This is a genomic window from Lentzea guizhouensis, from assembly GCF_001701025.1.
GTDB classification, from domain to species: domain Bacteria; phylum Actinomycetota; class Actinomycetes; order Mycobacteriales; family Pseudonocardiaceae; genus Lentzea; species Lentzea guizhouensis.
Genome location: NZ_CP016793.1, coordinates 3,065,500 through 3,091,226 on the forward strand (window position 1 = coordinate 3,065,500; position 25,727 = coordinate 3,091,226).

General features: G+C 67.9%; 24 protein-coding genes, 1 tRNA gene and 1 pseudogene. 17 read left to right on the forward strand and 9 right to left on the reverse strand.

The features are described 5' to 3' along the window. The first annotated feature begins 129 nt into the window (after nucleotides 1-129). Together BBK82_RS15275 and BBK82_RS15280 are read left to right on the forward strand one after the other, a co-directional pair. On the forward strand, nucleotides 130-1,497 hold the full coding sequence (locus BBK82_RS15275) for a S28 family serine protease (protein ID WP_237048205.1): 1,368 nt from the start codon (nucleotides 130-132) through the stop codon (nucleotides 1,495-1,497). A gap of 15 nt (nucleotides 1,498-1,512) precedes the next feature. After that, complete coding sequence (locus BBK82_RS15280; RefSeq protein ID WP_218920622.1) at nucleotides 1,513-1,857, forward strand: PIN domain-containing protein; 345 nt, start codon at nucleotides 1,513-1,515, stop codon at nucleotides 1,855-1,857. A gap of 10 nt (nucleotides 1,858-1,867) precedes the next feature. Here BBK82_RS15280 and BBK82_RS15285 read toward each other — a convergent pair whose 3' ends face one another. Further along, on the reverse strand, nucleotides 1,868-2,641 hold the full coding sequence (locus BBK82_RS15285; RefSeq protein WP_065915619.1) for an HAD family hydrolase: 774 nt from the start codon (nucleotides 2,639-2,641) through the stop codon (nucleotides 1,868-1,870). A 97-nt stretch (nucleotides 2,642-2,738) separates the two neighbouring features. Here BBK82_RS15285 and BBK82_RS15290 point away from each other — a divergent pair, with 97 nt between their 5' ends. The 3 genes from BBK82_RS15290 (at nucleotide 2,739) to BBK82_RS15300 (ending at nucleotide 5,367) form a co-directional block, all read left to right on the forward strand. Next, nucleotides 2,739-3,410 (forward strand): dienelactone hydrolase family protein, encoded by a 672-nt coding sequence (locus tag BBK82_RS15290; RefSeq protein WP_065915620.1) that lies wholly within the window; start codon nucleotides 2,739-2,741, stop codon nucleotides 3,408-3,410. A gap of 166 nt (nucleotides 3,411-3,576) precedes the next feature. Then, on the forward strand, nucleotides 3,577-4,638 hold the full coding sequence (locus BBK82_RS15295; RefSeq protein ID WP_154697332.1) for a PucR-like N-terminal domain-containing protein: 1,062 nt from the start codon (nucleotides 3,577-3,579) through the stop codon (nucleotides 4,636-4,638). Between the two features lie 135 nt (nucleotides 4,639-4,773). After that, nucleotides 4,774-5,367 carry a DUF6801 domain-containing protein gene (locus tag BBK82_RS15300; protein WP_065915622.1) on the forward strand — a complete coding sequence of 198 codons (594 nt, stop codon included), beginning with the start codon at nucleotides 4,774-4,776 and terminating at the stop codon, nucleotides 5,365-5,367. 5 nt (nucleotides 5,368-5,372) lie between these two features. Here the strand turns inward: BBK82_RS15300 and BBK82_RS15305 are convergent, their stop codons facing one another. Genes BBK82_RS15305 through BBK82_RS15315 form a run of 3 tightly spaced genes read right to left on the reverse strand, consistent with a single transcriptional unit; the run spans nucleotide 5,373 to nucleotide 7,170 of the window. Next, nucleotides 5,373-6,416, reverse strand: coding sequence for an NAD(P)-binding domain-containing protein (locus BBK82_RS15305; protein WP_065915623.1), 1,044 nt, complete (start codon nucleotides 6,414-6,416; stop codon nucleotides 5,373-5,375). 44 nt (nucleotides 6,417-6,460) lie between these two features. Further along, the gene (locus tag BBK82_RS15310; RefSeq protein WP_065921087.1) at nucleotides 6,461-6,907 is read right to left on the reverse strand and encodes a hypothetical protein; all 447 of its coding nucleotides are present in this window, start codon (nucleotides 6,905-6,907) and stop codon (nucleotides 6,461-6,463) included. 5 nt (nucleotides 6,908-6,912) lie between these two features. Then, nucleotides 6,913-7,170 carry a hypothetical protein gene (locus BBK82_RS15315; protein ID WP_083267967.1) on the reverse strand — a complete coding sequence of 86 codons (258 nt, stop codon included), beginning with the start codon at nucleotides 7,168-7,170 and terminating at the stop codon, nucleotides 6,913-6,915. Nucleotides 7,171-7,285: 115 nt separating this feature from the next. On the opposite strand from BBK82_RS15315, the gene BBK82_RS15320 reads away from it, so the two are divergent. The 5 genes and pseudogenes from BBK82_RS15320 to BBK82_RS15340 form a co-directional block, all read left to right on the forward strand. Next, complete coding sequence (locus BBK82_RS15320) at nucleotides 7,286-9,106, forward strand: NHL domain-containing thioredoxin family protein (RefSeq protein ID WP_065921088.1); 1,821 nt, start codon at nucleotides 7,286-7,288, stop codon at nucleotides 9,104-9,106. Between the two features lie 36 nt (nucleotides 9,107-9,142). After that, complete coding sequence (locus BBK82_RS15325) at nucleotides 9,143-9,436, forward strand: GroES family chaperonin (RefSeq protein ID WP_071812861.1); 294 nt, start codon at nucleotides 9,143-9,145, stop codon at nucleotides 9,434-9,436. 341 nt (nucleotides 9,437-9,777) lie between these two features. Further along, nucleotides 9,778-11,508, forward strand: coding sequence for a VanW family protein (locus BBK82_RS15330; RefSeq protein ID WP_418287508.1), 1,731 nt, complete (start codon nucleotides 9,778-9,780; stop codon nucleotides 11,506-11,508). Between the two features lie 111 nt (nucleotides 11,509-11,619). Further along, nucleotides 11,620-12,348 (forward strand): DUF1206 domain-containing protein, encoded by a 729-nt coding sequence (locus BBK82_RS15335; RefSeq protein ID WP_083267969.1) that lies wholly within the window; start codon nucleotides 11,620-11,622, stop codon nucleotides 12,346-12,348. A gap of 170 nt (nucleotides 12,349-12,518) precedes the next feature. Continuing rightward, nucleotides 12,519-13,544: pseudogene (locus tag BBK82_RS15340) on the forward strand (Cmx/CmrA family chloramphenicol efflux MFS transporter); the annotation flags it as partial. Between the two features lie 72 nt (nucleotides 13,545-13,616). Here BBK82_RS15340 and BBK82_RS15345 read toward each other — a convergent pair. Together BBK82_RS15345 and BBK82_RS15350 are read right to left on the reverse strand one after the other, a co-directional pair. Next, nucleotides 13,617-15,452: an acyl-CoA dehydrogenase gene (locus BBK82_RS15345; RefSeq protein WP_065915627.1), complete on the reverse strand. Its 1,836-nt coding sequence runs from the start codon at nucleotides 15,450-15,452 to the stop codon at nucleotides 13,617-13,619. Nucleotides 15,453-15,635: 183 nt separating this feature from the next. Next, the gene (locus BBK82_RS15350; RefSeq protein ID WP_065921090.1) at nucleotides 15,636-16,274 is read right to left on the reverse strand and encodes a LuxR C-terminal-related transcriptional regulator; all 639 of its coding nucleotides are present in this window, start codon (nucleotides 16,272-16,274) and stop codon (nucleotides 15,636-15,638) included. Between the two features lie 243 nt (nucleotides 16,275-16,517). On the opposite strand from BBK82_RS15350, the gene BBK82_RS15355 reads away from it, so the two are divergent. Next, complete coding sequence (locus BBK82_RS15355; protein WP_065915628.1) at nucleotides 16,518-18,026, forward strand: sodium:solute symporter family protein; 1,509 nt, start codon at nucleotides 16,518-16,520, stop codon at nucleotides 18,024-18,026. On the opposite strand, the gene BBK82_RS50225 is transcribed toward BBK82_RS15355, so the two are convergent. Beyond that, on the reverse strand, nucleotides 18,016-18,171 hold the full coding sequence (locus BBK82_RS50225) for a hypothetical protein (protein WP_154697333.1): 156 nt from the start codon (nucleotides 18,169-18,171) through the stop codon (nucleotides 18,016-18,018). The genes BBK82_RS15355 and BBK82_RS50225 overlap by 11 nt on opposite strands. Nucleotides 18,172-18,290: 119 nt before the next feature. Here BBK82_RS50225 and BBK82_RS15360 point away from each other — a divergent pair, with 119 nt between their 5' ends. Together BBK82_RS15360 and BBK82_RS15365 are read left to right on the forward strand one after the other, a co-directional pair. After that, nucleotides 18,291-18,707: a hypothetical protein gene (locus BBK82_RS15360; protein ID WP_065915629.1), complete on the forward strand. Its 417-nt coding sequence runs from the start codon at nucleotides 18,291-18,293 to the stop codon at nucleotides 18,705-18,707. Between the two features lie 171 nt (nucleotides 18,708-18,878). Further along, complete coding sequence (locus BBK82_RS15365; protein ID WP_170067921.1) at nucleotides 18,879-21,362, forward strand: ATP-binding protein; 2,484 nt, start codon at nucleotides 18,879-18,881, stop codon at nucleotides 21,360-21,362. A gap of 131 nt (nucleotides 21,363-21,493) precedes the next feature. Here BBK82_RS15365 and BBK82_RS15370 read toward each other — a convergent pair. Further along, nucleotides 21,494-21,567, reverse strand: a tRNA-Gly gene (locus BBK82_RS15370). A gap of 83 nt (nucleotides 21,568-21,650) precedes the next feature. Here BBK82_RS15370 and dcd point away from each other — a divergent pair. Next, on the forward strand, nucleotides 21,651-22,232 hold the full coding sequence (gene dcd / locus BBK82_RS15375) for a dCTP deaminase (protein ID WP_065915631.1): 582 nt from the start codon (nucleotides 21,651-21,653) through the stop codon (nucleotides 22,230-22,232). On the opposite strand, the gene BBK82_RS15380 is transcribed toward dcd, so the two are convergent. Further along, complete coding sequence (locus BBK82_RS15380) at nucleotides 22,229-23,203, reverse strand: cation diffusion facilitator family transporter (RefSeq protein WP_065915632.1); 975 nt, start codon at nucleotides 23,201-23,203, stop codon at nucleotides 22,229-22,231. The two genes, dcd and BBK82_RS15380, sit on opposite strands and share 4 nt — an antisense overlap. Before the next feature lie 168 nt (nucleotides 23,204-23,371). Between BBK82_RS15380 and BBK82_RS15385 the strand changes: the two genes are divergently transcribed. The 3 genes from BBK82_RS15385 (at nucleotide 23,372) to BBK82_RS15395 (ending at nucleotide 25,712) form a co-directional block, all read left to right on the forward strand. After that, nucleotides 23,372-24,460, forward strand: coding sequence for an SdrD B-like domain-containing protein (locus BBK82_RS15385; protein ID WP_083267971.1), 1,089 nt, complete (start codon nucleotides 23,372-23,374; stop codon nucleotides 24,458-24,460). Nucleotides 24,461-24,616: 156 nt separating this feature from the next. Beyond that, on the forward strand, nucleotides 24,617-25,168 hold the full coding sequence (locus BBK82_RS15390; protein WP_065915634.1) for a MarR family winged helix-turn-helix transcriptional regulator: 552 nt from the start codon (nucleotides 24,617-24,619) through the stop codon (nucleotides 25,166-25,168). A gap of 163 nt (nucleotides 25,169-25,331) precedes the next feature. Further along, a complete protein-coding gene (locus BBK82_RS15395; protein ID WP_065915635.1) occupies nucleotides 25,332-25,712 on the forward strand; it encodes a phage holin family protein in 381 nt (126 codons plus the stop codon). Nucleotides 25,713-25,727 lie beyond the last annotated feature (15 nt).

The following is a 25,727-nucleotide window of genomic DNA, read 5'->3' on the forward strand; positions in this document are numbered from 1 at the left end:
CCCCCTCTTCAGGCTTGGTCGAAGGTTCGAGCCCGCGTCTGCAAGGCGTCTCCAAGTCCGCTGCAAGAGACCTGCAGTCCCGCCGATCGGCCGGTCCGCTCCCCGGCCTGCGCTGGCTAGCGTCGGTGTGTGAACAGACTCGTACGCTCCCTGCTGGCGTTCGGCCTGGTAACGGCGCAGGTCACCGCCACGGCCTCGATCGCGTCCGCCGTCCCCGACATCAAGGACCGCATCGCCGCCATCCCCGGTGTGCGGATCATCAGCGAAGGGACGTCCGGCACCGCCAGGACGTTCGTGCTCGGCATCCAGCAGCCCGCCGACCACCGCAAGCCGCGCGGGACCCGGTTCGAGCAGCGGTTCTCGTTGCTGCACAAGGACGTCTCCCGGCCGATGGTGCTGCACACCTCCGGCTACAACCTGTCCGGCACGATCGGTGCGTCCGAACCCGCGCGGCTGGTCGACGGCAACCAGCTCAGCGTCGAGCAGCGGTTCTTCGCGCCTTCACGCCCGTCGCCGGCCGACTGGGACGACCTGAACATCTGGCAGGCGGCCAACGACCACCACCGGATCGTCAAGGCGTTCAAGGAGGTCTACGGCGCGAAGTGGCTGTCGACCGGTGCCAGCAAGGGCGGCATGACGTCGATCTACCACCGGCGGTTCTTCCCGCGTGACGTCGACGCCACGATCGCTTACGTCGCACCGAACGACGTGGTGAACGACCGGGACGTCTACGGCGAGTTCATCCGCAACGTCGGCAACGACCCGTCGTGCAACCGCCGGCTCGAGGGCGTGCAACGGCAGATCCTGCAGCAGCGTGACGTCTTCGTGCAGCGGCTGGAGGCGGCGGGGTACACGTTCCGGCAGTTCGGCGGCGCGCACCGGGCGTTGGAGGTGCTGGTGCTGGACACGCCGTTCACGTTCTGGCAGTACGGGACCCAGGAGCAGTGCGCGCTGGTGCCGGGGGCCGGTGCGTCGGCGGACGACCTGTGGACGTTCATCGAGAAGACCGTCGGCTGGGACTTCTACAACGACGCCGGTGTCGCGCCTTACGCGGCGTACTACTACCAGGCCGGCACGCAGCTCGGCTGGCCGGAGGCGGACGAGTCGGCGGTGGACGATCTCCTGCGGTATCCCGGGGTTTCGGTGCCGCGCACGATGGTGCCGGCCGACATCAGGTTCCCGCGGTTCGACCGGCACGCGATGAAGGACGTCGACCGGTGGGTGCGCTTGCAGGGCAGCCGGTTGTTGTTCGTGAACGGCCAGAACGACCCGTGGAGCGCGGAACCGTTCCGGCTCGGGCCGGGCACCCGTGACTCGCTCTCGTTCGTGGTGCCCGGTGGCAACCACGGCGCGAACATCGCCAAGCTGCCGGACGCTCAGCGCGCGGCGGCCACGGCGGCGGTGCAGCGGTGGGCCGGGGTGTCCGCACCGGTTGCCGCGCTGGACGCCGGCGCCGACCCGGACTCGCTGGACGCGCTGCGAGCTCGCCGGGGCTGAGGCAGGCTGGCGGGCGTGAAGCCGTTGCTCGTGGTCGATGCAGCCAACGTCGTGGGATCGGTGCCCGACGGGTGGTGGCGTGACCGGGCGGGAGCGGCCGAACGCCTGCGCGACGCCCTGCGCGGCCGGGACGAAGAGGTCGTCCTGGTCGTGGAGGGCAAGGCGCGCACCGTGTCCAGCGTTCCCGACGTGCGCGTCGTCGCCGCCGAGCACTCCGGCGACGACGCGATCGTCGAGGTGGTCCGGGTCGAAGGCGCCGACCGCCCGGTGACGGTGGTGACCGCCGACCGCGAGCTGCGGCGGCGGGTGACGGCGCTCGGTGCCGAGGTGGCCGGACCCACCTCGGTGCCGCGTCGGTGAAATCCGGCGGCTAGAGCCGGAAGAGCTGTTCGAGGACCTGGGCGACGCCGTCCTCGGTGTTCGGCGGCGCATGGTTCGCGCAGGCCTGCTTCACGAGCGGGTGCGCGTTGCCCATCGCGTACGCCGTGCCCGCCCACCCGAGCACCGACAGGTCGTTGGGCATGTCTCCGAACGCCACGACCTCGTGCCTGCCGATCCCCCTGGCGCCGCACAACGCTTTGAGCGTCGCCGCCTTCGACACCCCCGGCGGGCTGATCTCCAGCAACCCGAGCCCGCCGGAGTGCGTGACCGAGACGTGCTGCCCGACCGCCTCCCTGGCGATCTCCATCATGTGGTCCGACTCGCTGTCCGGCGCCCACGCGAGCATCTGCACCACCTGGTGCGCCTCGTCGAAGACGTGGTCGAGCAGCTCCAGCGTCCGGTGCGGGTTGTTGGCGCTGAACCCCCTGAACGCGGGCTCGCACAACACCTCCAGCCCGGTCTCCACCGCGATGCCGACGTTCGGGATGACCTCCGCGAGCGCCTCCGACACCTTGCGGACCACGTCCAGCGGCACCGTCTGCGCGTGCGTGACCTCCTGGTTGGTCAGGTCGTAGACCATCGCGCCGTTCGAGCAGACCGCCGTGCCCTGGAACCCCAGGTTCTCGACGAACCGCGGCGGCCGCGCGGTCACCACGACGACGTCCGCGTCGACCGCGTCGAGGGTGGCGCGGGTGCGCTCGCTGAGCACACCGCCCGGCTGCAGCAGGGTGCCGTCGAGGTCGGTGGCGATCAGCTTGATCATCAGCCGATTATCGGTGACCCGCCTCGTGGGCGGCAGGCGATTTTCCGTCGCACGGGCAGGCGGGAGCGCACAGTTGACCTTCCGGCAGGATCACCCCATGACTCACCGAGTTAACGACATCCCGCTCCCGGTCTGGCTGCCCGAGAGCGGAACCGGTCCCGGCATCGTGCTGATCCAGGAGATCTTCGGGCTGGACTCCTACCTGCAGGGGGTCGCCGCCGACCTCGCCGCGCGCGGGTACGTCGTCGCGATTCCCGAGCTGTTCCACCGCTTCCAGCCGGGCTGGGTCGGCGAGCACGACGAGGCGGGGGTGGCGCGGTCCATGGAGGTCGTGCAGGGGCTGGACTTCCCGCAGGCCGTGCAGGACGTGGTGGCGTCGGTGCAGCACCTGCGCTCGTTGCCGGAGGTCACCGGCGGGGTCGGCGTGTTCGGCTTCTGCCTGGGTGGCACGCTCGCGTTCAACGCCGCCGCGGTCTCGGACCCGGACACCGCCGTGTCGTTCTACGGCTCCGGTGTGCCGGACCAGATCGGGATGCTGGAGCAGGTCTCCTGCCCGATCATCTTCCACTTCGGCACCGAGGACGAGTTCATCCCCGGCTACCAGAAGGTCGTCGACGCGTCCGACTCGCACGAGGGCGCGGAGGTGCACCTGCAGCCGGCCGGGCACGCGTTCCACAACCACCTCGGCCACTTCCACGACAAGGCCGCCGCGGACCGCGCGTGGGATCTGACGACGGTGTTCCTGGACCGCACGCTGCCCGTTCGGTAGTGCGGTTGTCCCAGCGGCGGCTTCGTCCGGTTGGCTGACGACGTCCTTTCACCTGCCCCGTACGCTCCGGGCAGTGGGAGGGTGAATGAGCCAACCGGACGATCCACGCAGTTCGGTGCCCCGCGAACTCGCGCCGCTTCTGCGCCGGGAGATACCGCCTCTGGCCGTGGGCATCTTCGAGGCGATCGAGAAATCGATTCCGGAGTACCAGCATTTCCGGGAAAACGTCATCGAGGGCATTCAGCAGGCGCTGGACAAGTTCGTCGACCACATCTCGGCGCCCGATGCCGTGGTCCACCCGCACGACATCCACCGCAAGCTGGGCGCGTGGGAGTTCAAGTCCGGCCGCAGCCTGGACAGCCTGCAGGCGGCCTACCGGATCGGCGCGCGGGTGGCCTGGCGGCACGTGTGCGCGTTCGCGGAGCGGCGGAGGCTGTCGCTGCGGTCGATGAGCGTGCTCGGCGAGGCGATGATCGCGCACGTCGACGAGCTGGTGAGCCTGTCGGTCGACGGGTACGCCGCGGCTCAGGCGAGTGCGGCTGGGACGTTGGAACGCAAGCGCCGACGGCTGACGGAACTGCTGGCCGGTGACCCGCCGGTGCCGTGGCAGGCCGTGGTCGACGCGGCGGACGTGGCGGCGTGGCCGATGCCGGCGACGCTCTGCGCGGTGGCGCTGGAGCCGTCGTCCGGGCACGTCGACGAGCTGCTGCTGCCGCCGGACGTGCTGGTCAACCTGGAGGACGCGACGCCGTACCTGCTGGTCCCGAACCCGGTCGAGGTGCCGCGGATGATCCGCGCGGCCGGGTGGCGGGCGGGGGTGGGGCTGACCGTGCTGCCGCAGGAGGCGCGCAAGTCGCTGGCCTGCGCCCGGCGGGTGCTGGCGGTGACGAGCGCCGACGAACCGGTGGTCGACTGCGCGGACCACCTCGTGGAGCTGACGTTGCTGGCCGACGAGTTCCTGGCTCGTCAGCTGGCCGCGCGCGCGTTGGCACCCCTCGCGCCGTTGACCGCCCGGCAACGCACGAAGCTCGCGGAGACGTTGTCCGCCTGGCTTTCGGCCCGCGGTGGCGCCCCGGAGATCGCGGCACGCCTGGACGTTCACCCGCAGACCGTGAGGTATCGGGTGAACCAGTTGGAGGAACTGTTCGGCAACCGTTTGCACGACGCCGACGAGCGCTTCACGCTAGAACTCGCGCTGCGGGCCCGCGCGTTTTTAGACCTCGACTGACAAATCGGTTCGCGGCGTTTATTACGCGGATGACAAAAACTTCCTGACGCTTGCCTTGGTTTGTCCTCGTCGCTACTTTACTGGTGAGTAGCTCCATTCCCTGCAGTTCGATGCCGCACTCAGGAGAACCCTGCCATGAAACTCGGAATCATCGCACGTGCCGCCGCGGTCGTTTTGTTCGCCGGAACCATGAGCATTGCGGCAGCGGGCACCAGCCAGGCCGCCGACGTGACCCTGGACATCACGTACTCCTGCACGTTCACCCTGATCGGCGCCCAGGACCAGCCGTCCACGGTCACCGCCACGAACATGCCGGACTCCGCCACCGCCGGCGTGCCCACCGCGGAAGGCCAGACCCAGGTCGTCTCGACCGTGTCCGAATCGGCCACGAGCGTGCTGAACTGGCTCGGCGCCGCGACCGTCGAAGGCACCCTGAGCACCACGAACACCATCAACAACGCCGGCACCGTCTCCTCGGCCACGGCGACGCTGACCATCCCCAAGACCAACGTCGCCCCGTCCGGCACGTTCAACGTGACCGGCACCGGCGTCTTCCCGTCGTTGACGCTGGCCAACCCCGGCACCACGACGATCAACCTCGGCAACGCCTCGCTCACCCTGACCCCGCGCCACGCCGACGGCTCCACGACGTTCCTCGGCACGTTCACCTCGCCCTGCACCGTGAAGGCGGGCCAGAACACCAAGCTGCACGAGTTCCAGGTGGCGTAAGGCTTTCAGGCGATGCACGGCACCGCGAGCTGCCTGGAGAAGAACCTCTCCAGCGGCTTGCGGTGCAGCCTGTTCTCCACCGCGATCAGCTCGTTGTACCGGTAGTGCTCGACCTGAGTGCTCGTGACCACGAACCCGTTGTTCGCCCGCGCGGGCATCTCGTCGTAGAGGATCGCGTACTGCCCTTGCGGCACAACGACGTCCGCCAGCCCCTCCGGGATCTCCGCCGCCCTGGCCGCGATGGCCGCCGCCAGCGCGTCCGGCCGGTTGCGCAACCTCCGGTGCGGCCACGGCACCCCGTGGTGCTCGGCCTCCAGCATCCGGTGCAACGCCCGCGTCGAGTGCCGGATCGCCCTGATCGAGTCACCGGCCGCCAGGTGCACGTTCGGCGCGTCGAGCGAGGTGTCCCGCCGGAACCCGGTGCACGCGATGACCCGGTCGTAGTACAGCTCCCCGGTGTCGAGCGTGGCCTTGAACCCGTTGCCGTGCCTGGCGATCCGCCGCAACGTCCGCCCCACGGTGTGCGTGACCGCCGCCGTCGCCGACACGAGGTCCGCCGTCTCGAACGCACTGCGCCCCCGCCCGACGACCAACACCCGCTGCCCCGCGTACACCGTCGGATCAGTGCTCGCCGACGCGTACGTCTCCGCGTGCTCGATCCCCTCGATCCGCGGCAGGTGCGGCACCGCCCGCCCAGTCGCGAGGATGATCCGCTGGGCCTCGATGATCCCGTGCTCGTGCCGCACCTCGTGCTTGTGGATGCTCACGACCCGCGTCCGGTACCGCACGTTGAGCGGCCGCGCGAAGTCCTCCAGGTACCGCACCAGCTCGTCCGCCGGCGGGAACGCCCGCTTGCTGTACCGCCCGAACGGCCTGCCGAACAACGAGTTGTCGTCCGTCGCCAGCACCCGGTGCCGCGGGAACTCGCGGAAGAACGTGCCGGCCGACGCCCCCGCCTCCAAGATCACGTAGTCGCGCCCGGCCAGGTGCAGGAAGTGCCCCATCTGCAACCCCGCCGGACCAGCCCCGACCACCAGGTACTCCACCATCGCGCACCTCCCGGCGTCCTCTACGCCAACGGTGCATGAACGGTTCAGAACCTGTCGAGGCCGACAGGTTCGCGCCACCTCACCAGGTAGTCGGCCCCGTCCGGCGCCCACCTCTCGTCGAGGTCGTCCGCGAAACTCCACTCGGCCACCAGCCGCCGAGCCCCGTCCGGCACCGCTCGCTCCGGTTCGAGCAACGCCTGCAGCTCGTCGTAGCGCGCGTCGACCCCGCCCTGCCCGGGATGAGGCTTCTGCCCGCCCCTGTCCTTCCAGGCGACGAAGATCCGCCACTGCTCCCGCTCCAACGCCACCGCCGCCGCGTCCGCCGGCCACACGAAGTAGTGGTCGTCGGTGCTGAGGTCGTGGTCGCGGCTGAAGTAGTGCGGCACACCCTCGACGTCGGCCAGTCCCGCCACGGGCCCGTCGTACCGTTCGAGCTCTACGTACACGTGCTCGAAGCCCCTGTCCCGCAACTCCGCCACAGACCCGTACACGCAGTTCACCCCTCCAGCGGAACGTTGCCCTCCGGTTGCTCCACGACCTCGAACACGAGCCGGTTCCCGCGTGCGGTGACCATGAACGTGACCCGGTCGTGCTCCACGCCCGTGCCTTCGAGGTAGCAGCCGATCCACAGCGTCCGCTGGTCCATCATCTCCGCGTGGAACAGGGACACGTCCCGCACGGACACGTCGTCCAGCAGGGAGCCGTTGCCCCGGCGCAGCGCCATCCGCGGCTCCGGGCCGTCGTCGGTGGTCATGCCGTGGGACGGTAAACCGCTGACCCACGACCGGCACGCGAGTTTCACGTCGTTGCCCGCGGTCCACATCGTGGACACCGGAACAGCTCCACCGTCCACAGTGTTGGATACGGTCGTGACGACTGCGAAGCGCCGTGCCCGTGTCCGCGCCCCTGAGCTGCACGGACGCGGCTGGCTCAACACCGGCGGTCAGCAGATCAGCCTCAAGGACCTGCGCGGCAAGATCGTGCTGCTCGACTTCTGGACCTTCTGCTGCATCAACTGCCTGCACGTCCTCGACGAGCTGCGGCCGCTGGAGACCAAGTACCAGGACGTCCTGGTCACCATCGGCGTGCACTCGCCGAAGTTCGTGCACGAGGCGGACGCGGAGGCGCTCAAGGCCGCCGTCGAGCGCTACGAGGTGCACCACCCGGTGCTGGACGACCCCGAGCTGGCCATGTGGCAGCAGTACGCGGTCAAGGCATGGCCGACGCTCACCCTCATCGACCCCGAGGGCTACGTCGTGCACGTCGCCGCTGGTGAGGGGCACGTCGAGGCGCTCGACACGATCATCGGCGAGCTGGTCGAGGAACACGACGCCAAGGGCACGCTGCACCGCGGCGACGGGCCGTACGTGGCGCCCGAGCCGCCGAGCACCACGCTCAGGTTCCCCGCCAAGGCGATCGTCACGCCGCAGGGCACGATCCTGGTCAGCGACAGCGCCCACCACAGCATCGTCGAGCTCGAAGCGGACGGCGAAACGGTCAGAAGGCGCATCGGCACCGGTGAACGCGGCAGGCAGGACGGCACCAACCCGACCTTCTCCGAGCCCGCCGGCCTCACGCTGGTCCCCAACACTCACGGCTACGACGTCGTCATCGCGGACACCGTCAACCACCTGCTGCGCGGCCTCGACCTCGAGACCGGCGAGGTCACGACGATCGCCGGCACCGGTGAGCAGTGGCGTGACGGCGAGACCGACGGGCCGGCGGACAAGATCCACCTCACCAGCCCGTGGGACGTGGCCTGGTGGAACGGCGGCGTCGCCATCGCGATGGCCGGCAACCACACGCTCGGCTTCTTCGACCCCGAGAGCAACACCACCAGCCGCCTCGCGGGCACCACCGTCGAAGGCATCAACGACGGACCGGCCGAAGGTGCCTTCTTCGCCCAGACCAGCGGTCTCGCCGCGGACGGCGACCGGCTGTGGATGGTCGACTCCGAGACCTCGGCGCTGCGCTACCTGGAGAACGGCGAGGTGCGCACCGAGGTCGGCAAGGGGTTGTTCGCGTTCGGGCACAAGGACGGCGACGCCGACCAGGCGTTGCTGCAGCACCCCCTCGGCGTCACCGTGCTGCCCGACCACTCGGTGGCGATCTCGGACACCTACAACGGCGCCATCCGCCGCTACGACCCCGAGACCAGGCAGGTCAGCACCATCGCGACCGACATCGCCGAGCCCAGCGACGCGATCGTCGTCGACGGCGAGCTCGTCGTGGTGGCGAGTGCGGCGCACCGGCTCGAGAGGTTCACCGCCGCCGCCACGAAGATCGACGGCGAGGCGCACGAGGTGAAGCGGCCGAGCACCGACATCGCGGCCGGCGCGTTCGAGCTCGCGGTCGTCTTCACCCCGCCGACCGGGACGAAGCTGGACGAGAGGTACGGACCGTCCACCCGTTTGGAGATCACCAGCTCGCCCCCTGAGCTGATCTTGGAGGGCGCGGGCGTCAGCACCGAACTGGTACGGGCGTTGCGGATCAACGATTCTGTCACGAACGGCGTTCTGCACGTCGTAGCGCAGGCGGCCAGTTGCAGTGACGATCCTGCCGACGAACACCCGGTCTGCCGTCTGACCAGGCAGGACTGGGGGGTCCCCGTTCGAGTGGTTGCCGATGCACCGACCCGGCTGCCGCTGCTCATGGGCGGCATGGACGAGGCACCTCCGCAGGCCACGTAGACTCTGGCGGTGCCTGATGTCAAGCTCGAGATCCAGATGCTGTACGACCGCGTCATGGTGCGCATCTCGCCGGAAGACGGCGAGCGGCGGTCCAGTGGTGGCATCGTGATCCCCGCTACGGCCCAGATGGCCAAGCGGTTGGCGTGGGGCAGCGTGTTCGGAGTCGGTACCAGCGTGCGACACGTGAAGGTGGGCGACCGGGTGTTGTTCAACCCGGAAGATCAGCTTGAGGTCGAAGTGCAGGGAAGCACGTATCTCGTGATGAGGGAACGTGATCTGCACGCTGTTGCGAGTGAGCTCACCGAGCACGGGACTGGTCTGTACCTGTGAGCCGCCGGTTCGTGATCCTGAACTGATAGCTGAACACGTATACGCCGCCTCAGTGGAGAGACAGGGCAACGGGGAGAGCTGTGCCGTACGACGCTGACAAGACGAGAGCGATGCCACCGGTCAACCCGAGAGGCACCGCCTCCGAGGAGACGACCAAGATCGCGCCCGTGAACGCGTCCACCGAGGCCTGGCCGTCGGTGGAACCGGACTCCGAGCAGCCGACCGTCACGGCCGCCGTGCCCGGCGTCGGCTTCCCCGCGGGCGAGGACGCCACCGAGTACCTGCAACCGGTGACCCCGCCGCAGCCGAAGCCGGAGGACTCCGGCGTCTACGGACCCGTGATGATCGAGCCGGGCGAGGACGAGGCGGCACCCAGGAACAACCGGAAGAAGGCGTTGATCGTGGCCGCGGCCGTGGTCGGCGCCTTCGGTTTGCTCTACGGCCTCGACATGCTCCTCTCCAGCGGCAACGTGCCGCGCGGCGTCACCGTCGCGGGCGTGGACGTCGGTGGCCTGAGCCACTCCGAGGCCGAGAAGAAGCTGCGCGACGCGATCGAGCCGCGGCTGAGCAAGCCCGTCGCCCTCAAGGCCGGTGACATCACCTCCGAGCTCGACCCCAAGGCGGCGGGTCTGGAGCTCGACTGGAACGCCACGATCGACCGTGCGGGCAGTCAGCCGCTCAGCCCGATCACCCGCGTGACGTCGTTCTTCACGAGCCGCGAGGTGGGCGTGGCGACGAAGGCGGACGACGCGAAGGTCGCCGGCGCGCTCGAGGCGATGCGCGGCAAGCTCGACCACGACCCGATCGAGGGCACCATCAAGTTCGAGGGCGCCACCCCGGTCGCCGTCGAGCCGCACGCCGGCCAGAAGATGCGCGCGGAGGAGGCGGCGGGCGCCGTCGTCGCCAACTGGGCCTCCGGCAGCCCTGTCGACGTCCCGATGGACTTCACCCCGGTCAAGACCACCAAGGAGGGCGTCGAGAAGGCGCTCAACGACGTGGTCAAGACCGCCGTCTCCGCCCCTGTCAAGATCAAGGGCGAGGGCAAGGACGCGACCCTCACGCCCGAGCAGATCGCCACCACCCTGGCCTTCGCGCCCGGTGACGGCGGCGCGCTCAGCGTCGCGGTGAACAAGGACAAGCTGGTCGAGGTCGTCGCCCCGCCGTTGAAGGACACGGTCAAGGAGGGCAAGGACGCCCAGATCGTCTTCGAGGGCGGCCGGCCGACCGTCAAGCCGTCCGTCGACGGCCTGGACGTCGACTGGGACAAGAACATCCAGCCGTACTACGACACGCTGCTGAAGACCGACGCCCGTGAGCTGAAGTTCGAGTACAAGCACACGCCCGCGAAGGTCACCACCGAGCAGGCGAACAAGATGGGCATCAAGGAGGTCATCGGCGAGTTCCAGACCGGTGGCTTCGCTCCCGCGTCGGGCGTCAACATCCGCGTCGTGGCCCAGAAGGTCAACGGCGCGATCGTGAAGCCCAAGGAGACGTTCAGCCTCAACAAGTACACCGGCCCGCGCGGCACCGCGCAGGGCTACGTCGAGGCCGGCATCATCGAGAACGGCATCCCCGGCATGGCGGTCGGCGGTGGCATCTCGCAGTTCGCGACCACGCTGTACAACGCGTACTACTACGCGGGCATGAAGGACGCGGGCCACAAGGAGCACAGCTACTGGATCACGCGGTACCCGAAGGGCCGCGAGGCCACCGTGTTCATGGACGGCGCGGGCAACAGCCTGATCGACATCGCGTTCACGAACCCGGACGACACGGGCGTCGCGATCCAGACGATCTGGACCCCGTCCTCGATCAAGATCGTGCTGTGGGGCACCAAGAACTACGACGTCACCGGCTCGACCAGCGGTGAGTTCGCCCCGACCCAGCCGCAGGAGAAGAAGGTCAACAAGGCGGGGTGCACGCCCAGCAACGGCGCTCCCGGCTTCTCCGTGACGGACACCCGCACTATAAAGGACCGCCGCAGCGGCCAGTCGCGCAGCGAGTCGCGCACGGTCCGGTACGACCCGCAGTTCAAGATCATCTGCGAGCCGCCGCCGCCCGCCGGGGGCTGACAGCGGGTTCGGGATTCACGGTGGCCACGCGCGGGTATTCACCCGTTCGTGGCCACTGTTGCGCATGAGGCGCGAAGACACCCCGTCGTCCAGACGCTGGGGCGGGTGGGGATGGTTGTGTACGGAGCGGTGCACGTGCTCATCGCGTGGCTCGCGCTCCAGGTCGCGTTCGGCACGGACGCCGAACAGACGGACTCCAAGGGCGCTCTGAGCGAGCTCGCGAAGAACGGCGCCTGGTTGCTGTGGGCGGTCGGCATCGGCCTGGTCTTCTTCGCCGTCTGGCAGCTGATCCTGGCCTTCGTCGGCTACACCTACGTGAGCAAGAAGCGGAAGCGGATCTCCAAGCGCGTCGGCTCCGCGGCCCGTGCCATCACCGCGGGCGGTATCGCGTTCGGTGCGTTCAAGTACGCCACCAGCGGCGCGGCCGGTGACTCCACGCAACAGCAGCAGGAGCTCACCGCGCAGGTGCTCGCGTGGCCGGGCGGTCAGCTGATCGTCGGCGCGATCGCGATCGGCATCCTGGTCACGGCGGGCGTGATCGCCTACAAGGGCTTCAAGAAATCCTTCGAGAAGGACCTCGAGATGAGCCGCGCGCCGTCGTGGATCGAACCCGTCGGCCGGATCGGCTGGATCGGCAAGGGCTTCGCGTACGGCGTGATCGGTGTCCTCGTCGGACTGGCCGCGATCAACGCGGACCCCCAGCAGTCCGGTGGCATGGACAAGGCGCTGCACACGCTGGCAGCGCAGCCCTTCGGCATGTTCCTGCTGTCGGCGGTCGCGATCGGCATCGCGGCGTTCGGCGTCTACTGCTTCGTGGCGGCGCGGGCCCTGAAGGAGTGAGGGCTGCCGGAGTGAGGGCTGCCGGAGTGAGGCTGCAGAAGTGAAAACGGAGGTGCGCGGCGTGCGGCGATTCCGCTAGCGTGCTGCTCATGTCGACTCCGGAAGCAGACAGGGCCGGGGCTGCGGTCTGACCGTCAGCCCCGACAAGCCCTCGCTTCCGGAGTCCTTCCATGCCCTTTTCGCTGTACCTGCTCGCCCTGGCCGTGTTCGCCATGGGCACCTCCGAGTTCATGCTCGCGGGCCTGCTGCCCGCCATCGCGTCCGATCTCGACGTGCCCGTCGGCACGGCGGGCCTGCTCACCTCGGCGTTCGCCGCCGGCATGGTCGTCGGCGCGCCGCTGATGGCCGCGCTCGCCCGCCGGTGGCCGCCGCGGCTCAGCCTCTTCGCGTTCGTCGTGGTCTTCCTGCTGGCTCACGTGATCGGCGCGGTCACCGGGGACTTCGCACTCCTGGTGGTGACCAGGGTGGTCGCCGCGCTGGCCAACGCGGGGTTCCTCGCCGTGGCACTGACCACCGCGACTTCGTCGGTACCGCTGGACGAACGCGGCCGTGCGCTCGGCGTGTTGTTGTCCGGCACGACGGTCGCCACGATCGCGGGCGTACCGGGTGGTGCGCTGCTCGGTACCGCATTCGGTTGGCGCGCAACGTTCCTCGCCGTCGCCGTGCTGTGCGTGCCGGCCGCGGCCGGTGTCCTGAAAGGATTTCCGGCGAGGCAGGACCAGCCTGCCGTCGCACTCCGGCCTGAGCTGGCCGAGCTGCGCAAACCCCGGCTGGTGCTGCTGATCGTGCTCGCGGTGGTGGTGAACGCTGTGACGTTCGGCCACTTCACGTTCCTCGCGCCGGTCGTCACCGACGTCGCCGGACTGGGCGAGTGGTGGGTGCCGGTCGCGCTGGTGCTGTTCGGTACCGGTGCGTTCGCCGGTGTCACGGCCGGCGGCCGGCTGTCGGATGTCGCGCCACGGCCCGTGGTCGTGGTCGGCGGCCCACTCGTGCTGCTCGGCTGGTGGAGCCTCGACACGCTCGGTCGCGAGCCGAACGTGTTGCTGCCACTGGTGTTCGTGCTCGGTGCGCTGTCGTTCGCGGTCGGCAGCACGGTGATCGCGCGGATCATCCACCACGCGCCGGGCGCGCCGACGATGGCCGGTTCCTACGCCACCGCGGCGTTCAACATCGGCGCCACCGCCGGTCCGCTCCTGTTGCTGGCCAACTGAAAACGGGTCCGCGCACCTCGGGCAGGAGGTGCGCGGACCCGTCGTCCGTAGAGCTTCCTAGAAGACGTTCTCGTCGATGTCCATCAGCGAGTTGTCGGTCTGCTCGGTGATCTTGCGGCGCGCGGTCAGCTCCGGCAGCACGTTCTTCGCGAAGAACGACGCCACCGCGACCTTGCCCTCGTAGAAGGCCTTGTCCTTGGCCGACGGGGTGCCGCCGAGCTTCTCCAGCGCGACCTCGGCCTGGCGCAGCAGCAGCCAGCCGACGAGCACGTCACCCGCGGTCATCAGCAGGCGCACGGAGTTCTGGCCGACCTTGTAGAGGTTGCGCACGTCCTCCTGCGACGAGGTCAGGAAGCCGACCAGGGCGCCGAGCATGCCCTGCAGGTCTTCCAGACCCTGCTTGAGGAGAGCGCGCTCCTCCTTCAGGCGACCGTTGCCGCCCTCGTTGTCGAGGAAGGACTGGATCTCACCGTTGATGAACGCGAGCGCCTGGCCCTTGTCGCGGATGATCTTCCGGAAGAAGAAGTCCAGCGACTGGATGGCCGTGGTGCCCTCGTACAGCGAGTCGATCTTCGAGTCCCGGATGTACTGCTCGATCGGGTACTCCTGCAGGAAGCCGGAGCCGCCCAGGGTCTGCAGCGACTGCGCGAGCTGCTCGTAGGCGCGCTCGGAGCCGACACCCTTGACGATCGGCAGCAGCAGGTCGTTGACCTTGACGGCCAGCTCCGCGTCCTCGCCGCCGAGCATCACCTTGTCCTGGAACGTCGCGGTGTACAGGTACACCGCGCGCAGGCCCTCGGCGTAGGCCTTCTGCAGCATCAGGCTGCGGCGCACGTCCGGGTGGTTGGTGATGGTGACGCGCGGGGCGGTCTTGTCCGTCATCCGCGTGAGGTCGGCGGACTGGACGCGCTCCTTGGCGTAGGACAACGCGTTCAGGTAGCCGGTCGACAGCGTCGCGATGGCCTTGGTGCCGACCATCATGCGGGCGTACTCGATGACGTCGAACATCTGCGCGATGCCGTCGTGCACCTCGCCGAGCAGCCAGCCCTTGGCCGGGACGCCGTGCTGGCCGAACGTCAGCTCGCACGTGGTGGACGCCTTGATGCCCATCTTGTGCTCGACGTTGGTCACGAAGGCGCCGTTGCGCTCGCCCAGCTCACCGGACTCCGGGTCGAAGTGGAACTTCGGCACCAGGAACAGCGACAGGCCCTTGGTGCCGGGCTTCGCCTCGATGCCCTCACCCTCGGGGCGCGCGAGCACCATGTGCATGATGTTCTCGGTCAGGTCCTGGTCGGCCGACGTGATGAACCGCTTCACGCCCTCGATGTGCCAGGAGCCGTCCTCCTGCTTGATCGCCTTGGTGCGGCCGGCACCGACGTCGGAACCGGCGTCCGGCTCGGTCAGCACCATCGTGGCGCCCCAGCCGCGGTCGATCATCAGCTGCGCCCAGTGCTGGTCGCGCTCGGTGCCGTTGTTGTAGACGACCGTCGCGAAGCTCGGGCCCGCGAGGTACATGTAGATCGGCGGGTTGGCGCCCAGGATCAGCTCGGACGCGGCCCACGCGACGGAAGGCGGGGTGCCGAAGCCGCCCAGCGCCTCCGGCAGGAACATGCGGTACCACTCGCCGTCCCAAATCGCCTTGTACGACTTCTTCAACGACTCCGGCAGGGTCGCCGAGAACGTCGCCGGGTCGTACTTCGGCGGGTTGCGGTCGGCGTCGGCGAACGAGTCCGCGAGGGGCCCCTCCGCCAGCGTCTTCATCTCGGCCAGAACGCCGCGCGCGGTGTCCTCGTCGGACTGCTCGAACGGCCCCTTGCCGAGGTGGTCCTGCACGTTGAAGACCTCGAACAGGTTGAATTCGAGATCCCGGACGTTGCTCTTGTAGTGGCCCATCTCGTCAGCTCACTCCTCAGGGTCGCGGCGGGGTCGCCTACTGACCGGTAACAACAGAGTATTACTCGACAGTAACCCCGGCAAGGGCGACCACCCACTGGTGGCGAAGCAGACAGTCCACTGAGTGGCCTGAATCGGGCATGAGGGCCGGTCAGACGCGTACCGGGCGTGACGGGCCCATGACTACTCCAGAACGGCCGGTGGACTCAGCAGCAACCCCGACCGGTAGGCGAGCGACACCGCGTGCGTGCGGTCGCGCGCGCTCAGCTTGCGAAGGATGCCCTTCACGTGCGTCCGCACGGTCTCCACGGACACGGTGAGCTGTTCGGCGACCTCCTGGTTCTCCAGGCCGTCCGAGATGAGCGTGAGGACCTCGTACTCGCGCCGGGTGAGCGTCGGTCGTTCCGTGCAGCGCAGGTCGGGGTGCACATACCCGCGGGTCCGGAGGGACTCGGCGATCACCCGCACGACCTGTTCCGGCTCCGCCGAGCGCGGAACCACGCCACGAACGCCCGCCTCCAGTGCGGTCGTGACGTAGTTCGCATGCGTGTGCGCATCCCTGACCAGCCCGATCACCACCAGGCCCCGGTCTCGTTCGACGAGCGCCCTGGTCAGCCGGCCGACCGGGTCGAGCATCGAGTCGATCAGCAGCACGTCCGGCCGCAGGTGCTCCAGCAGGCGCACCGCGGCGTGCCGGTGTCCCGTCGCCCCGAGCCAGCGCAGCCCGGTGGTCCGCCGGACCAGCGAGGACAGGCCCTCGCGGTAGAGCGGTACGGGGTCGATCAGCGCGACCCCGGGAGCAGGCCGGCCGGGCGGGAGCATCAGCACCTCCGTTCGTGCTTCCAGTCCAGTGACGTCGTTCGGTTGGAGGCGTGACGCGGAAAGAGTCGTTCATGTGGATGAACAAGGGTCACGAATGTGATTCAAGACTGGCCAAGGTCTTCCACCCAGGGGCAACAGTCTCGTAAGACCTACGTCACATATCCCGTGCGGATGTGCCAGGTTCCCGCCGCCATGAGGCCTGGTGCTCTCGCGGGCACACGTGTGTGCACGCAAGGAGGTCACATGGGCACCCTCGATTGGATCGTGGTTGTCGGCTATTTCTTCGTGATGGTCGGCATCGGGCTCTGGTCGCGTGGGCGAGTCCACAACATCGCCGACTTCTTCACCGCGGGCGGCAAGATGCCGTGGTGGTTGTCCGGCATCTCGCACCACATGTCGGGCTACAGCGCGGTCATGTTCGTCGCGTTCGCGTCCGAGGCGTACCGGCTCGGGCTCACGGTCTACGTGTGGTGGTCGCTGACGATCGGCATCGGCGTCGGCATCGGCGCGTTCCTGTTCGCGCCGCGGTGGAACCGGCTGCGCTCGAAGCACGACGTCAAGTCGCCGCTCGAGTACCTGGCCAAGCGCTACAACGTGCCCACCCAGCAGGTCATGGCCTACGCGGGCGCACTGCTCAAGGTCGTGGACATCGCCGCGAAGTGGGCGGCCGTCGCGATCCTGCTCCGCGGCTTCGCGGGCGTCCCCATCACCTGGGGCATCGTCATCATCGGCCTGGTCACGATGGTCTACTCCGTGCTCGGCGGCCTGTGGGCCGACGCGCTCACCGACTTCGGCCAGTTCATCATCCAGGCGGCCGCGGGCTTCGCGATGTTCTTCGCCGTGGCCGGCACGCTTGGCTGGGGCTTCCCCGTGACGATCTGGGACAAGCTCCCGGACAGCCACAGCGACCCGCTCGCCGGCCCGTACACGTCGACGTTCCTCATGGCGCTCTTCCTGATCAAGACGCTGGAGTACAACGGCGGCATGTGGAACCTGGCCCAGCGCTACATGGCCGCGCCGTCCGGTTTCGCCGCCAAGCGCTCCGCCCTGCTCTCGTCCGCGCTGTGGCTCGTCTGGCCGCTCGTGCTGTTCTTCCCGATGTGGGCCGCGCCGCTGATCGTCCCGGGCCTCGAAGGTGCCCAGGCGGAGAACGCCTACATCGAGATGGGCAAGCAGATGCTGCCCGCCGGCATGATCGGCCTCGTCCTGGCCGGCTTCTTCTCGCACACGATGGCCATGGTTTCGTCGGACGCGAACGTCATCGCCGCCGTGATCAACCGCGACATGCTGCCGCACATCTGGAAGAAGGTGAAGACGTTCTCGGCCGACAACCAGCTGGTGCTGGCCAGGGTCACGACGTTCCTCTTCATCGGCGTCAGCATGATCATCGCCATCGCCTCAGGCGGCCAGGGCTTCGTGCTCAAGGTGGTGGTCGACCTGGTCGCCGCCACGATGGGCCCGATCGCGATCCCGCTGATGCTCGGCCTGCTCCCGTGGTTCCGCAAGATCGGCTCAACGGCGGCCATCGCCTCGGTCGTCGGCGGCCTCGGCATGTGGGCGTTCCTCTACATCGAGCAGATGAACAAGGCCGCGTGGGTCACCAAGGGCGTGCTCGTCTCGTGGCCCCTGCTGCTCTCGCTGGTGCTCTACCTGTCGATCGGCTTCCTGAAGAAGGAGCCCTCCACCGAGCGTGACGTCCTGCTCGACTCGCTCAACTCCGACGAGCGCGAGGGCGAGCCCGTCAAGGCCTGACCCGCTGCTTCACCCACCTCGCGGCGGCGCACCCGACCAGGGTCGCCGCCGCGAGCGCGGCGAAGCGCCAGTCCGGCTCCGCCCACAACGCACTACCCCACGACAACGTCACCGTGGCCCCCACAACCACCCCGACGGCGTGCACCACCGGCGTCCTGCCACACCCGCGCCATGCAGGCAGAGACGCACACATCACCCGTTGGTTGCCGTGGCGTGCGTCATCGTCACGAGACTCCCGCTTTGTCCGCATGCACAGTGGATGTCATGGGTGCATGGCGTCCGGCAGACGACGCGGAACTGGCCACCGGTTGGCGACTCTGGCTGGAACTCGTCGACCGCGTGTACCCCGACCCGTCCTGGGACGGCACACCCGCCGACGCCATCCGCCAGGTGCGCGCCCTGCTGTCCGCCTGCGACTCGATCCGCGCCGACTACCTGGCCGAGTCCTCCGCGCCTTCCGTGGCCCTGCTCCAGCTGCTCGAGTCCATGAGGTTCGTGGCGTCGTTCCCGGTCGACCTGTGGCACGACGACTTCCACCCGCTGGACGTGGAGCGCGCCGAGCTGCTGCACGGGGACCTGGCTTCGTTCGCGGACCACGTCGCCGGGGTGCGGGCGGCGCTGGCCCGCGGTGGCGGGTGGGTGGAGCTGGACCGCCGGCCGTGGGGCCTACCGGTCGACTGACCGGCACGGATTCCTAACCGGGCACACGTAGTCGCAAAATGGTCGAATTCGGCGTGTCGAAAATTATCAGGCATGTGGAATTCTCTTCCGTGTTGTTGTAGTGCGGCAGTACCCTGCGGTGACGGACTGCCTGGCAGAAAACTGAATCTGCATCAGATGTGGAGGCTGCACGTGGGAGATGGCACGCGCAACAACTTCCGTGGTGATGCAAAGATCGTGGTCCAAGCTGAGGCAATTTACAGTGGGGCAATTTTAGATCTACCGCGCAGCAATCCGTCGGCTGTTCTGTCGCTGCCGCGAGCGACGGCTGCGTTCACGGGGCGAAGTGAAGAGCTTGCCGTTCTGCTGGCAACAGCAGGCGAGCTTTACGAAAGATGCGTCGTTGCTGTTCACGCCATCGACGGCATGGCCGGAATCGGAAAGACTGCCTTCGCCATTCATGCGGCTCATCGGCTTGCAGATCAGTTTCCGGATGCGCAGCTGTTTCTCAGGTTGCACGCGCACACCCCAGGTCGTCGCGCTGTTGAGCCGGTGGACGCACTCGGCTCATTGCTCACCGCGATCGGAGTTGCTGCGCAGAACGTGCCCGCAGGTGTGGACGCGCGGGCTGCGATGTGGCGCAGTCAAATGGCGGGTAAGCGAGCATTGATCGTGCTGGACGACGCAAGTGGACATCAGCAGGTCGAGCCACTGCTGCCATCGACCTCGGGCTGTCTGGTGCTTGTCACCAGCAGACGTCGTCTAGCCGCCTTGGAAACGTCGCTGTCAATGGCACTGGACACACTTCCTGTCGATGAGGCGACCCGTCTCTTTTTTCGTCTTTCGGGTTGTGCTGTTGATGATGTGAGTGTTGAGGCTGTCGCTCGTATCGTCGGGATGTGCGGGTATCTGCCACTCGCCATCGCACTTCTGGCGGGGAGGCTCCGTCATCGTCCGTCGTGGAGCGTTGGGGACCTTGCGGACAGTCTGAGCGCCACCCGAAATCGGCTGAGTGAGCTCCGGGCTGAAGACCTTGCTGTGGCATCTGCGTTCGAACTGTCCTACCGGGACTTGAGTCCGGCGCGCCAGAGGTTCTTCATCTCGCTTGGTCTGCATCCTGGATCGGAGATGGATGCGTGGACTGCGGCAGCCCTTGCAGGCATCTCTGCCGTCGACGCCCGCGAACACCTCGAAGGGCTCTACGACGACCATCTCCTCGATGAGCCGTCACGCGGCCGGTATCGAATGCACGACCTGGTGCGGGAGTACTCGAGAAGCCTGGAGGAGTCGGACGGCTCGGTCGATCGCGATGCTGCTCTGGGACGACTTGTCGATTACTACGACGTGGCCGCTGCGAAAGCGGACGGTTTCATCACCGCAGAAATAACCAGGGAGGCGCCGAAGGCGGCAGCGGATGCGCTTGACCCCCAAGTGGAGTTCGCCCACCTGACCACCCGGGTTGAGGCTTGGGACTGGATGCGGAACGAGTACGCCAACATCCTGGCGTGCGTCGAACGGATCGCGGTCAGTCCATCGTCAGAGCTCGGTGTCGTGATGAGGTTGGCAGCCAGCCTGGCGACGTTCTTCGTTGCTGTCGGCCCTTGGGATCGGGCGATCGAGCTCCACGAATCCGCCGCTCTTGTTGCTGAGAAGTGTGGAGATCGTCTTGCTGTTGCCCAAGCGCTGCACCGCATCGGGCGGCTGCAATGGCTCACCGGTCACTATCCGGAATCCATAAGCAACCTGAAGACGGCTGCTGCGATCTACGGCGAGCTTCATCACCGGCTGGGGCAGGTACGGGCCCTCGTTCAGCTTGGTGGCGCGTTGCGGCAGGCCGATGAGTACGCCAAAGCGGCGAACTCCTATCTTGATGCCTTGAAGATTTGTCGGTCTGCAGGAAACAGACTGGATGAAGCTGCGGCGTTGAACGGGCTCGGTATCATCAGGTTCGTTCAAGGTCGCCTCGTCCTGGCCGTCGAGTCACATCAACAAGCGCTGGAGATATTCCGCTCACTCGGCGATCGCCTTGGTCAGGCCGACGCGCGCAACGAGCTCGGTGTGGTGAAACGCGTGATGGGTGAGAATGTCGAATCCATTGAGCATCACGAGATGGCGCTGGCGGTATATCGAGACCTGAATGACGGGTATCACGACGCTTTCACTCTGAACAATCTCGGAACGGCTTGGCGCATGGCCGGGCTCTATGAGAAATCAATGAGACTGCACAACGAGGCCATTGGAGTATCCCGACGTCTGGGTGATCGGGTGGGTCTTGCGGTTGGCTTCGGAGAGCTGGCCGCATCTCTTCGGATGACCGGTCATCTTGAGACAGCTGTCGACATGAACGCGCGGGCGCTCGAACTCTTCCGTTCGATCGGTCACAGGCTCGGGGTTGCCCAAACTTTGAACGAGAAGGGATCGATTCTGCTTGCCCTGGACCAGGCTGGTGAAGCCGTCCAGCTGCATGAGCAGGCGCTGGAAATCTCACGAACAGTGGGAGCGCCGCTCGAAGAGGCGCGTGCCCTGGAAGGAGCAGGTCGTTGCGCCGCCAGTCTTGGACAGGTTGATCTTGCCTCTGTGCAGCTCCGGCGCGCTATGGACCTCTACGAGCGGATCGGAGCCGCTGAAACCGCGACTCTCGCGTACGAGAGCCTCGGACCTGGAGATCTTGCATGAGGCGTTCCGGGCAAACGGCACGCGCGCGAACGTTGTACCGCGCAGGGGCGGAGCTCCCGCTGATCAGATGACGGTCCGCCTTCGAGCCCTACGACGAAGGCCCCAGGGCGAGGTGACCTGGGGCCTTCGGGTGGAGCGGGTGACGGGAATCGAACCCGCCTCTACAGCTTGGGAAGCTGTCGTTCTACCAATGAACTACACCCGCATGAGCAAGCTCGCAGCCGATCATACACAGCCGGGCAACGCCCTGTGCCACGGTCCTCACCACCCAGGCGTTACCCTGCCCAGGTGCTGCTGAGTGACCAGGATCTGCGCAAAGAGGTCGAGTCGGGCCGGCTCGCGCTCGACCCGTTCGACGTCGAGATGCTCCAACCGAGCAGCATCGACGTGCGGCTCGACCGGTTCTTCCGGGTCTTCAACAACACGAAGTACACCCACATCGACCCGGCGAAGCAGCAGGACGACCTGACGAGCCTGGTCGAGACGCCGGCAGGCGAGCAGTTCGTGCTGCACCCTGGCGAGTTCGTGCTCGGCAGCACCTACGAGATGGTGACGCTGCCGGACGACCTGGCCGGGCGGTTGGAGGGCAAGTCGAGCCTCGGCAGGCTCGGGTTGCTCACGCACTCCACCGCCGGGTTCATCGACCCCGGCTTCAGCGGGCACATCACGCTGGAGCTCTCCAACGTCGCGAACCTGCCGATCACGCTGCACCCAGGCATGAAGATCGGGCAGCTCTGCCTGTTCAAGCTGTCGAGCCCGGCGGAGCACCCGTACGGCTCGACGCAGGCCGGTAGCCGGTACCAGGGGCAGCGGGGGCCGACGCCGAGCCGCGCCTACCTGAACTTCCACCAGACCGACACCCGTCGCTAGATCCCGTACCGCTCCAGCACCCGCCGGCGCAGGTCCGGGTCGGTGCGCGGGACCGGCTCCAGGAAGATCTCGTCCAGGTCCGGGAACGACGTGTGCAACTCCGACGAGATGCGCACGCAGGCGAGCTCCAGTTCGTGGGCGCTCAGGGTGTCGTCGAAGTCGAGGCGGGCGCACAGCAGCACGCGGTCGGTGCCGATCAGCATCGTCAGGACGTCCACCACGGCGTCGACCTCCGGCAGGTCGCCCAGCCACTTCCAGATCGCGCGCACCATCACCGGGTCTGCCTGGCGGCCGATCAGGAGGCCGCGGTTGGTGCGGGCGAGGATGTAGGCGACCAGGGCGAGCAGGACGCCGATGGCGAGCGAGGCGATGCCGTCCCACACCGACGAGCCGGTCAGCTGGTGCAGGCCCAGGCCGGAGAACGCGAGGACCAGGCCGATCAGGGCTGCGGAGTCCTCCAGGAACACGGTCTTCACCGTCGGGTCGTCGGACTCGCGCAGGAACGCCCAGAAACCCTTGCCGTGCTTGGCGGACTCGGCGCGGACCTGGCGGAACGCCTGCGTCCACGACACCGACTCCAGTGCGAAGGCCAGGCCCAGCACGACGTAGCCGACCAGTGGGCGGGTCTGTTCCTCCGGTTCGCCGAAGACCGTGCGGAAGCCTTCGTAGAACGCGAACACCGCGCCCGAGGCGAAGATCGAGACCGCGGCCAGCAGGGACCAGAAGTAGCGTTCCTTGCCGTAGCCGAACGGGTGGCGGCGGTCGGCCGGGCGGTCGGAGCGGCGCAGGGCCGTGAGCAGCAGGGCCTCGGTGAACGTGTCGGCCACCGAGTGCGCGGCCTCGGAGAGAATTGCCGCGGAACCGGTCAAAACACCCGCGATGGCTTTCATGATGGCGATCGCCAGGTTCACCAGCAGGGCGAGTACGACGGTCAGCGTGCTTTCACCTGAGCCCTGCGGCTTGTCGCTCATGGCGATCAGCCTAGGGTGAGCGGGGTGGGTCCACCGGTTGTGACCGGCCGGAATCACGGTTTGATCTCGCCCGGCAACCGGACATCCGCCCCACGCGAGTCCACAACGACCGATCCGAACAAATGCGCCGCCTGATTTGTGCTGCGCAAAAATCCTGGGGGCAGAAGAATGAGGTTGCAGTACCGGGCGGTGGCCGTTGCCGTCGCATTGCCGCTCATGTTCACGACGGGCACCGCGCTCGCCCAAGCCGGGGGAACCGTCGGCGGTGTCGTCTTCAAGGACCTCAACGGTGACGGCGTCCAGCAGGACGCCGAGCCGGGCATCGGCGGTGTGCACGTCGTCGTCCGAACCGCGGACGGCACGCCCTCAGCGCACCCGACCGACGCCGCCGGCAAGTGGAGCGCGAGGCTCCCGCTGGGGACGTACGCCGCCGGCTACGTCGACCCGAAGCTCGGCAACACCACGCACTCCAACGTCGAGTTCACCCTCGGCGACACCGCCAAGGTCGACTTCGGCCTGCGCGGCGGCCAGATCTGCGGCCTCGCGTGGCACGACCGGGACGAGGACGGCCGCAACAACGGCGAGGCCGGGCTGGCCGGTCGGATCATCGCGCTCAACGGGACCCCCGAGCACGCCGTGACCGGTGCGGACGGCGGCTACTGCCTCGAGGACCTGCCCGCGGGGGTCCACCAGCTCAAGTTCAGCCGGAAGTCCGACGACCCGTTCGTGCCCACCAAGCCGGGCGGCGACTCGAAGTTCCACTGGCTCACCTCGGCCACGGGAGCGATCCACCTCGCCAAGGGCCAGGTCGTGAAGAACGTCGACCTGGGGCTGATGGCGCAGCGGACCGACCTCAGGGCCACCGGCCTGACCTTCGACCGCGATCCCGCGAACGCGTGGCGGGTCGGCGACACCCTCACCGTCTACGGCGGGGTCATGGCCGGCGGCAACGCGCCGCAGACCCTCGGCGGCACGCTGACCCTGCCGGAGGGACTGCGCATCACGGGCACGGCCGGCGGCCTCGGCGACGTCGCGCTCGTGCAGGGGCAGCAGGTGGTCGTGCCGTTCGGGCCGCTGCGGGAGCCGGGCGTCAACGAGGCGCTCGGTGTTCGGGTCGTGGTGGAGAAGCCGTTCACCGCGGCCGAGGTGCGGTGGGAGGCCGGGAGCAGCACGCGCGACACGGACCTGACCGACAACGTGCTCACGCAGGCGGTCAGCGCCACGTCCGCCGAGCTGATCGTTAGTGCATTCGAGTGACATTTCGGGAACCGGGCAACATCCGTGGGGTCCGTGGGGTCTTACGGTCGGGATCTGCTCCGGGGGGACGCTGATCACCAGGGGGTAAGTCGAACCGCCCGCGTCCAGCGAGAGGACGCGGGCGGTTCTGTTTCGCGGCGCAACTACCATCGTGGGATGGGCGAGCGTGGTGCGGACGACACCGACACCGAGGTCGAGTCGTGGAGGGCCGTGGTTCCGGCGATCGATCCGGTGGTCGAGGGAGTCGTCGACCGGGTGCACCAGATCAGCAAGTACCTCGACTTCCTCGCGACCGAGATCGCCGCGCCGCACGGGTTGAACCGCGCCGACTACGAGATCCTGGCCCGCTTGTTCTGGATCGGGCCACCGCACCGGCTCACGCCCAAGCAGCTCGCGAACGGCACGCTCAGCCCCGCCACCACGATCACCAGCCGCCTCGACCGCCTGGAGAAGGCCGGTCTGGTCAGCCGTGAGCTCGACCCGAGCGACCGCCGCTCGTTGCCCGCCACGCTGACCGACGCGGGCCGCGAGATCTTCCTGCAGATCGTCGCCGGACAGGCCGCACGCGAGCGGGAGCTCTTCACCGCGTTGCCCAGCGCCGACCTGGAACACCTGCGCGAGCTGTTGAAGCAGGTCATGGAGGTCTTCGCGGGTGAGCTCGGGCCCGCCCGCCGGCGCACCACGCTGGCGCTCGACGGCAAGCAATGATTGCTACGAGTTCGTACTATCCGATATCGTACTGATGCAGTGCGAGAGGGAGGGGTGCGACATGGGTGGATATCCGCTGTCCGAGTGACCGGCACGGGTGCGTTCCTCGTGGCGCGCCGCCGTCGTTCGTGACCACTTAGGACCGCCACGGCTAGTGTGCGGCATGGGCATCTTGGTGCATGTGCTGCTGACCGCCGTGGCGGTCTGGGTCTCGACGGCCCTCCCCGGCATCGATCTGGGCGAAGGCAGCACCGGATCGCGAATCCTCACGCTGCTCGGCGTCGCGGTGATCTTCGGCCTGGTGAACGCGGTCGTGAAGCCGCTCGTGAAGTTCTTCGGCTGCCTGTTCTACCTGCTGACGCTCGGCCTGATCGGGCTGGTGGTGAACGCGCTGCTGTTCATGCTCACCGGCTGGCTGGCCGAACAGCTCGACCTGCCGTTCCGCGTGGACGGGTTCTGGCCGGCGTTCTGGGGCGCGATCATCGTCGCGCTGGCCGGGTGGCTGCTGAACGTCGTCTACGACAAGGTCACCGACAAGGACTGAACCACAGCAACGGAA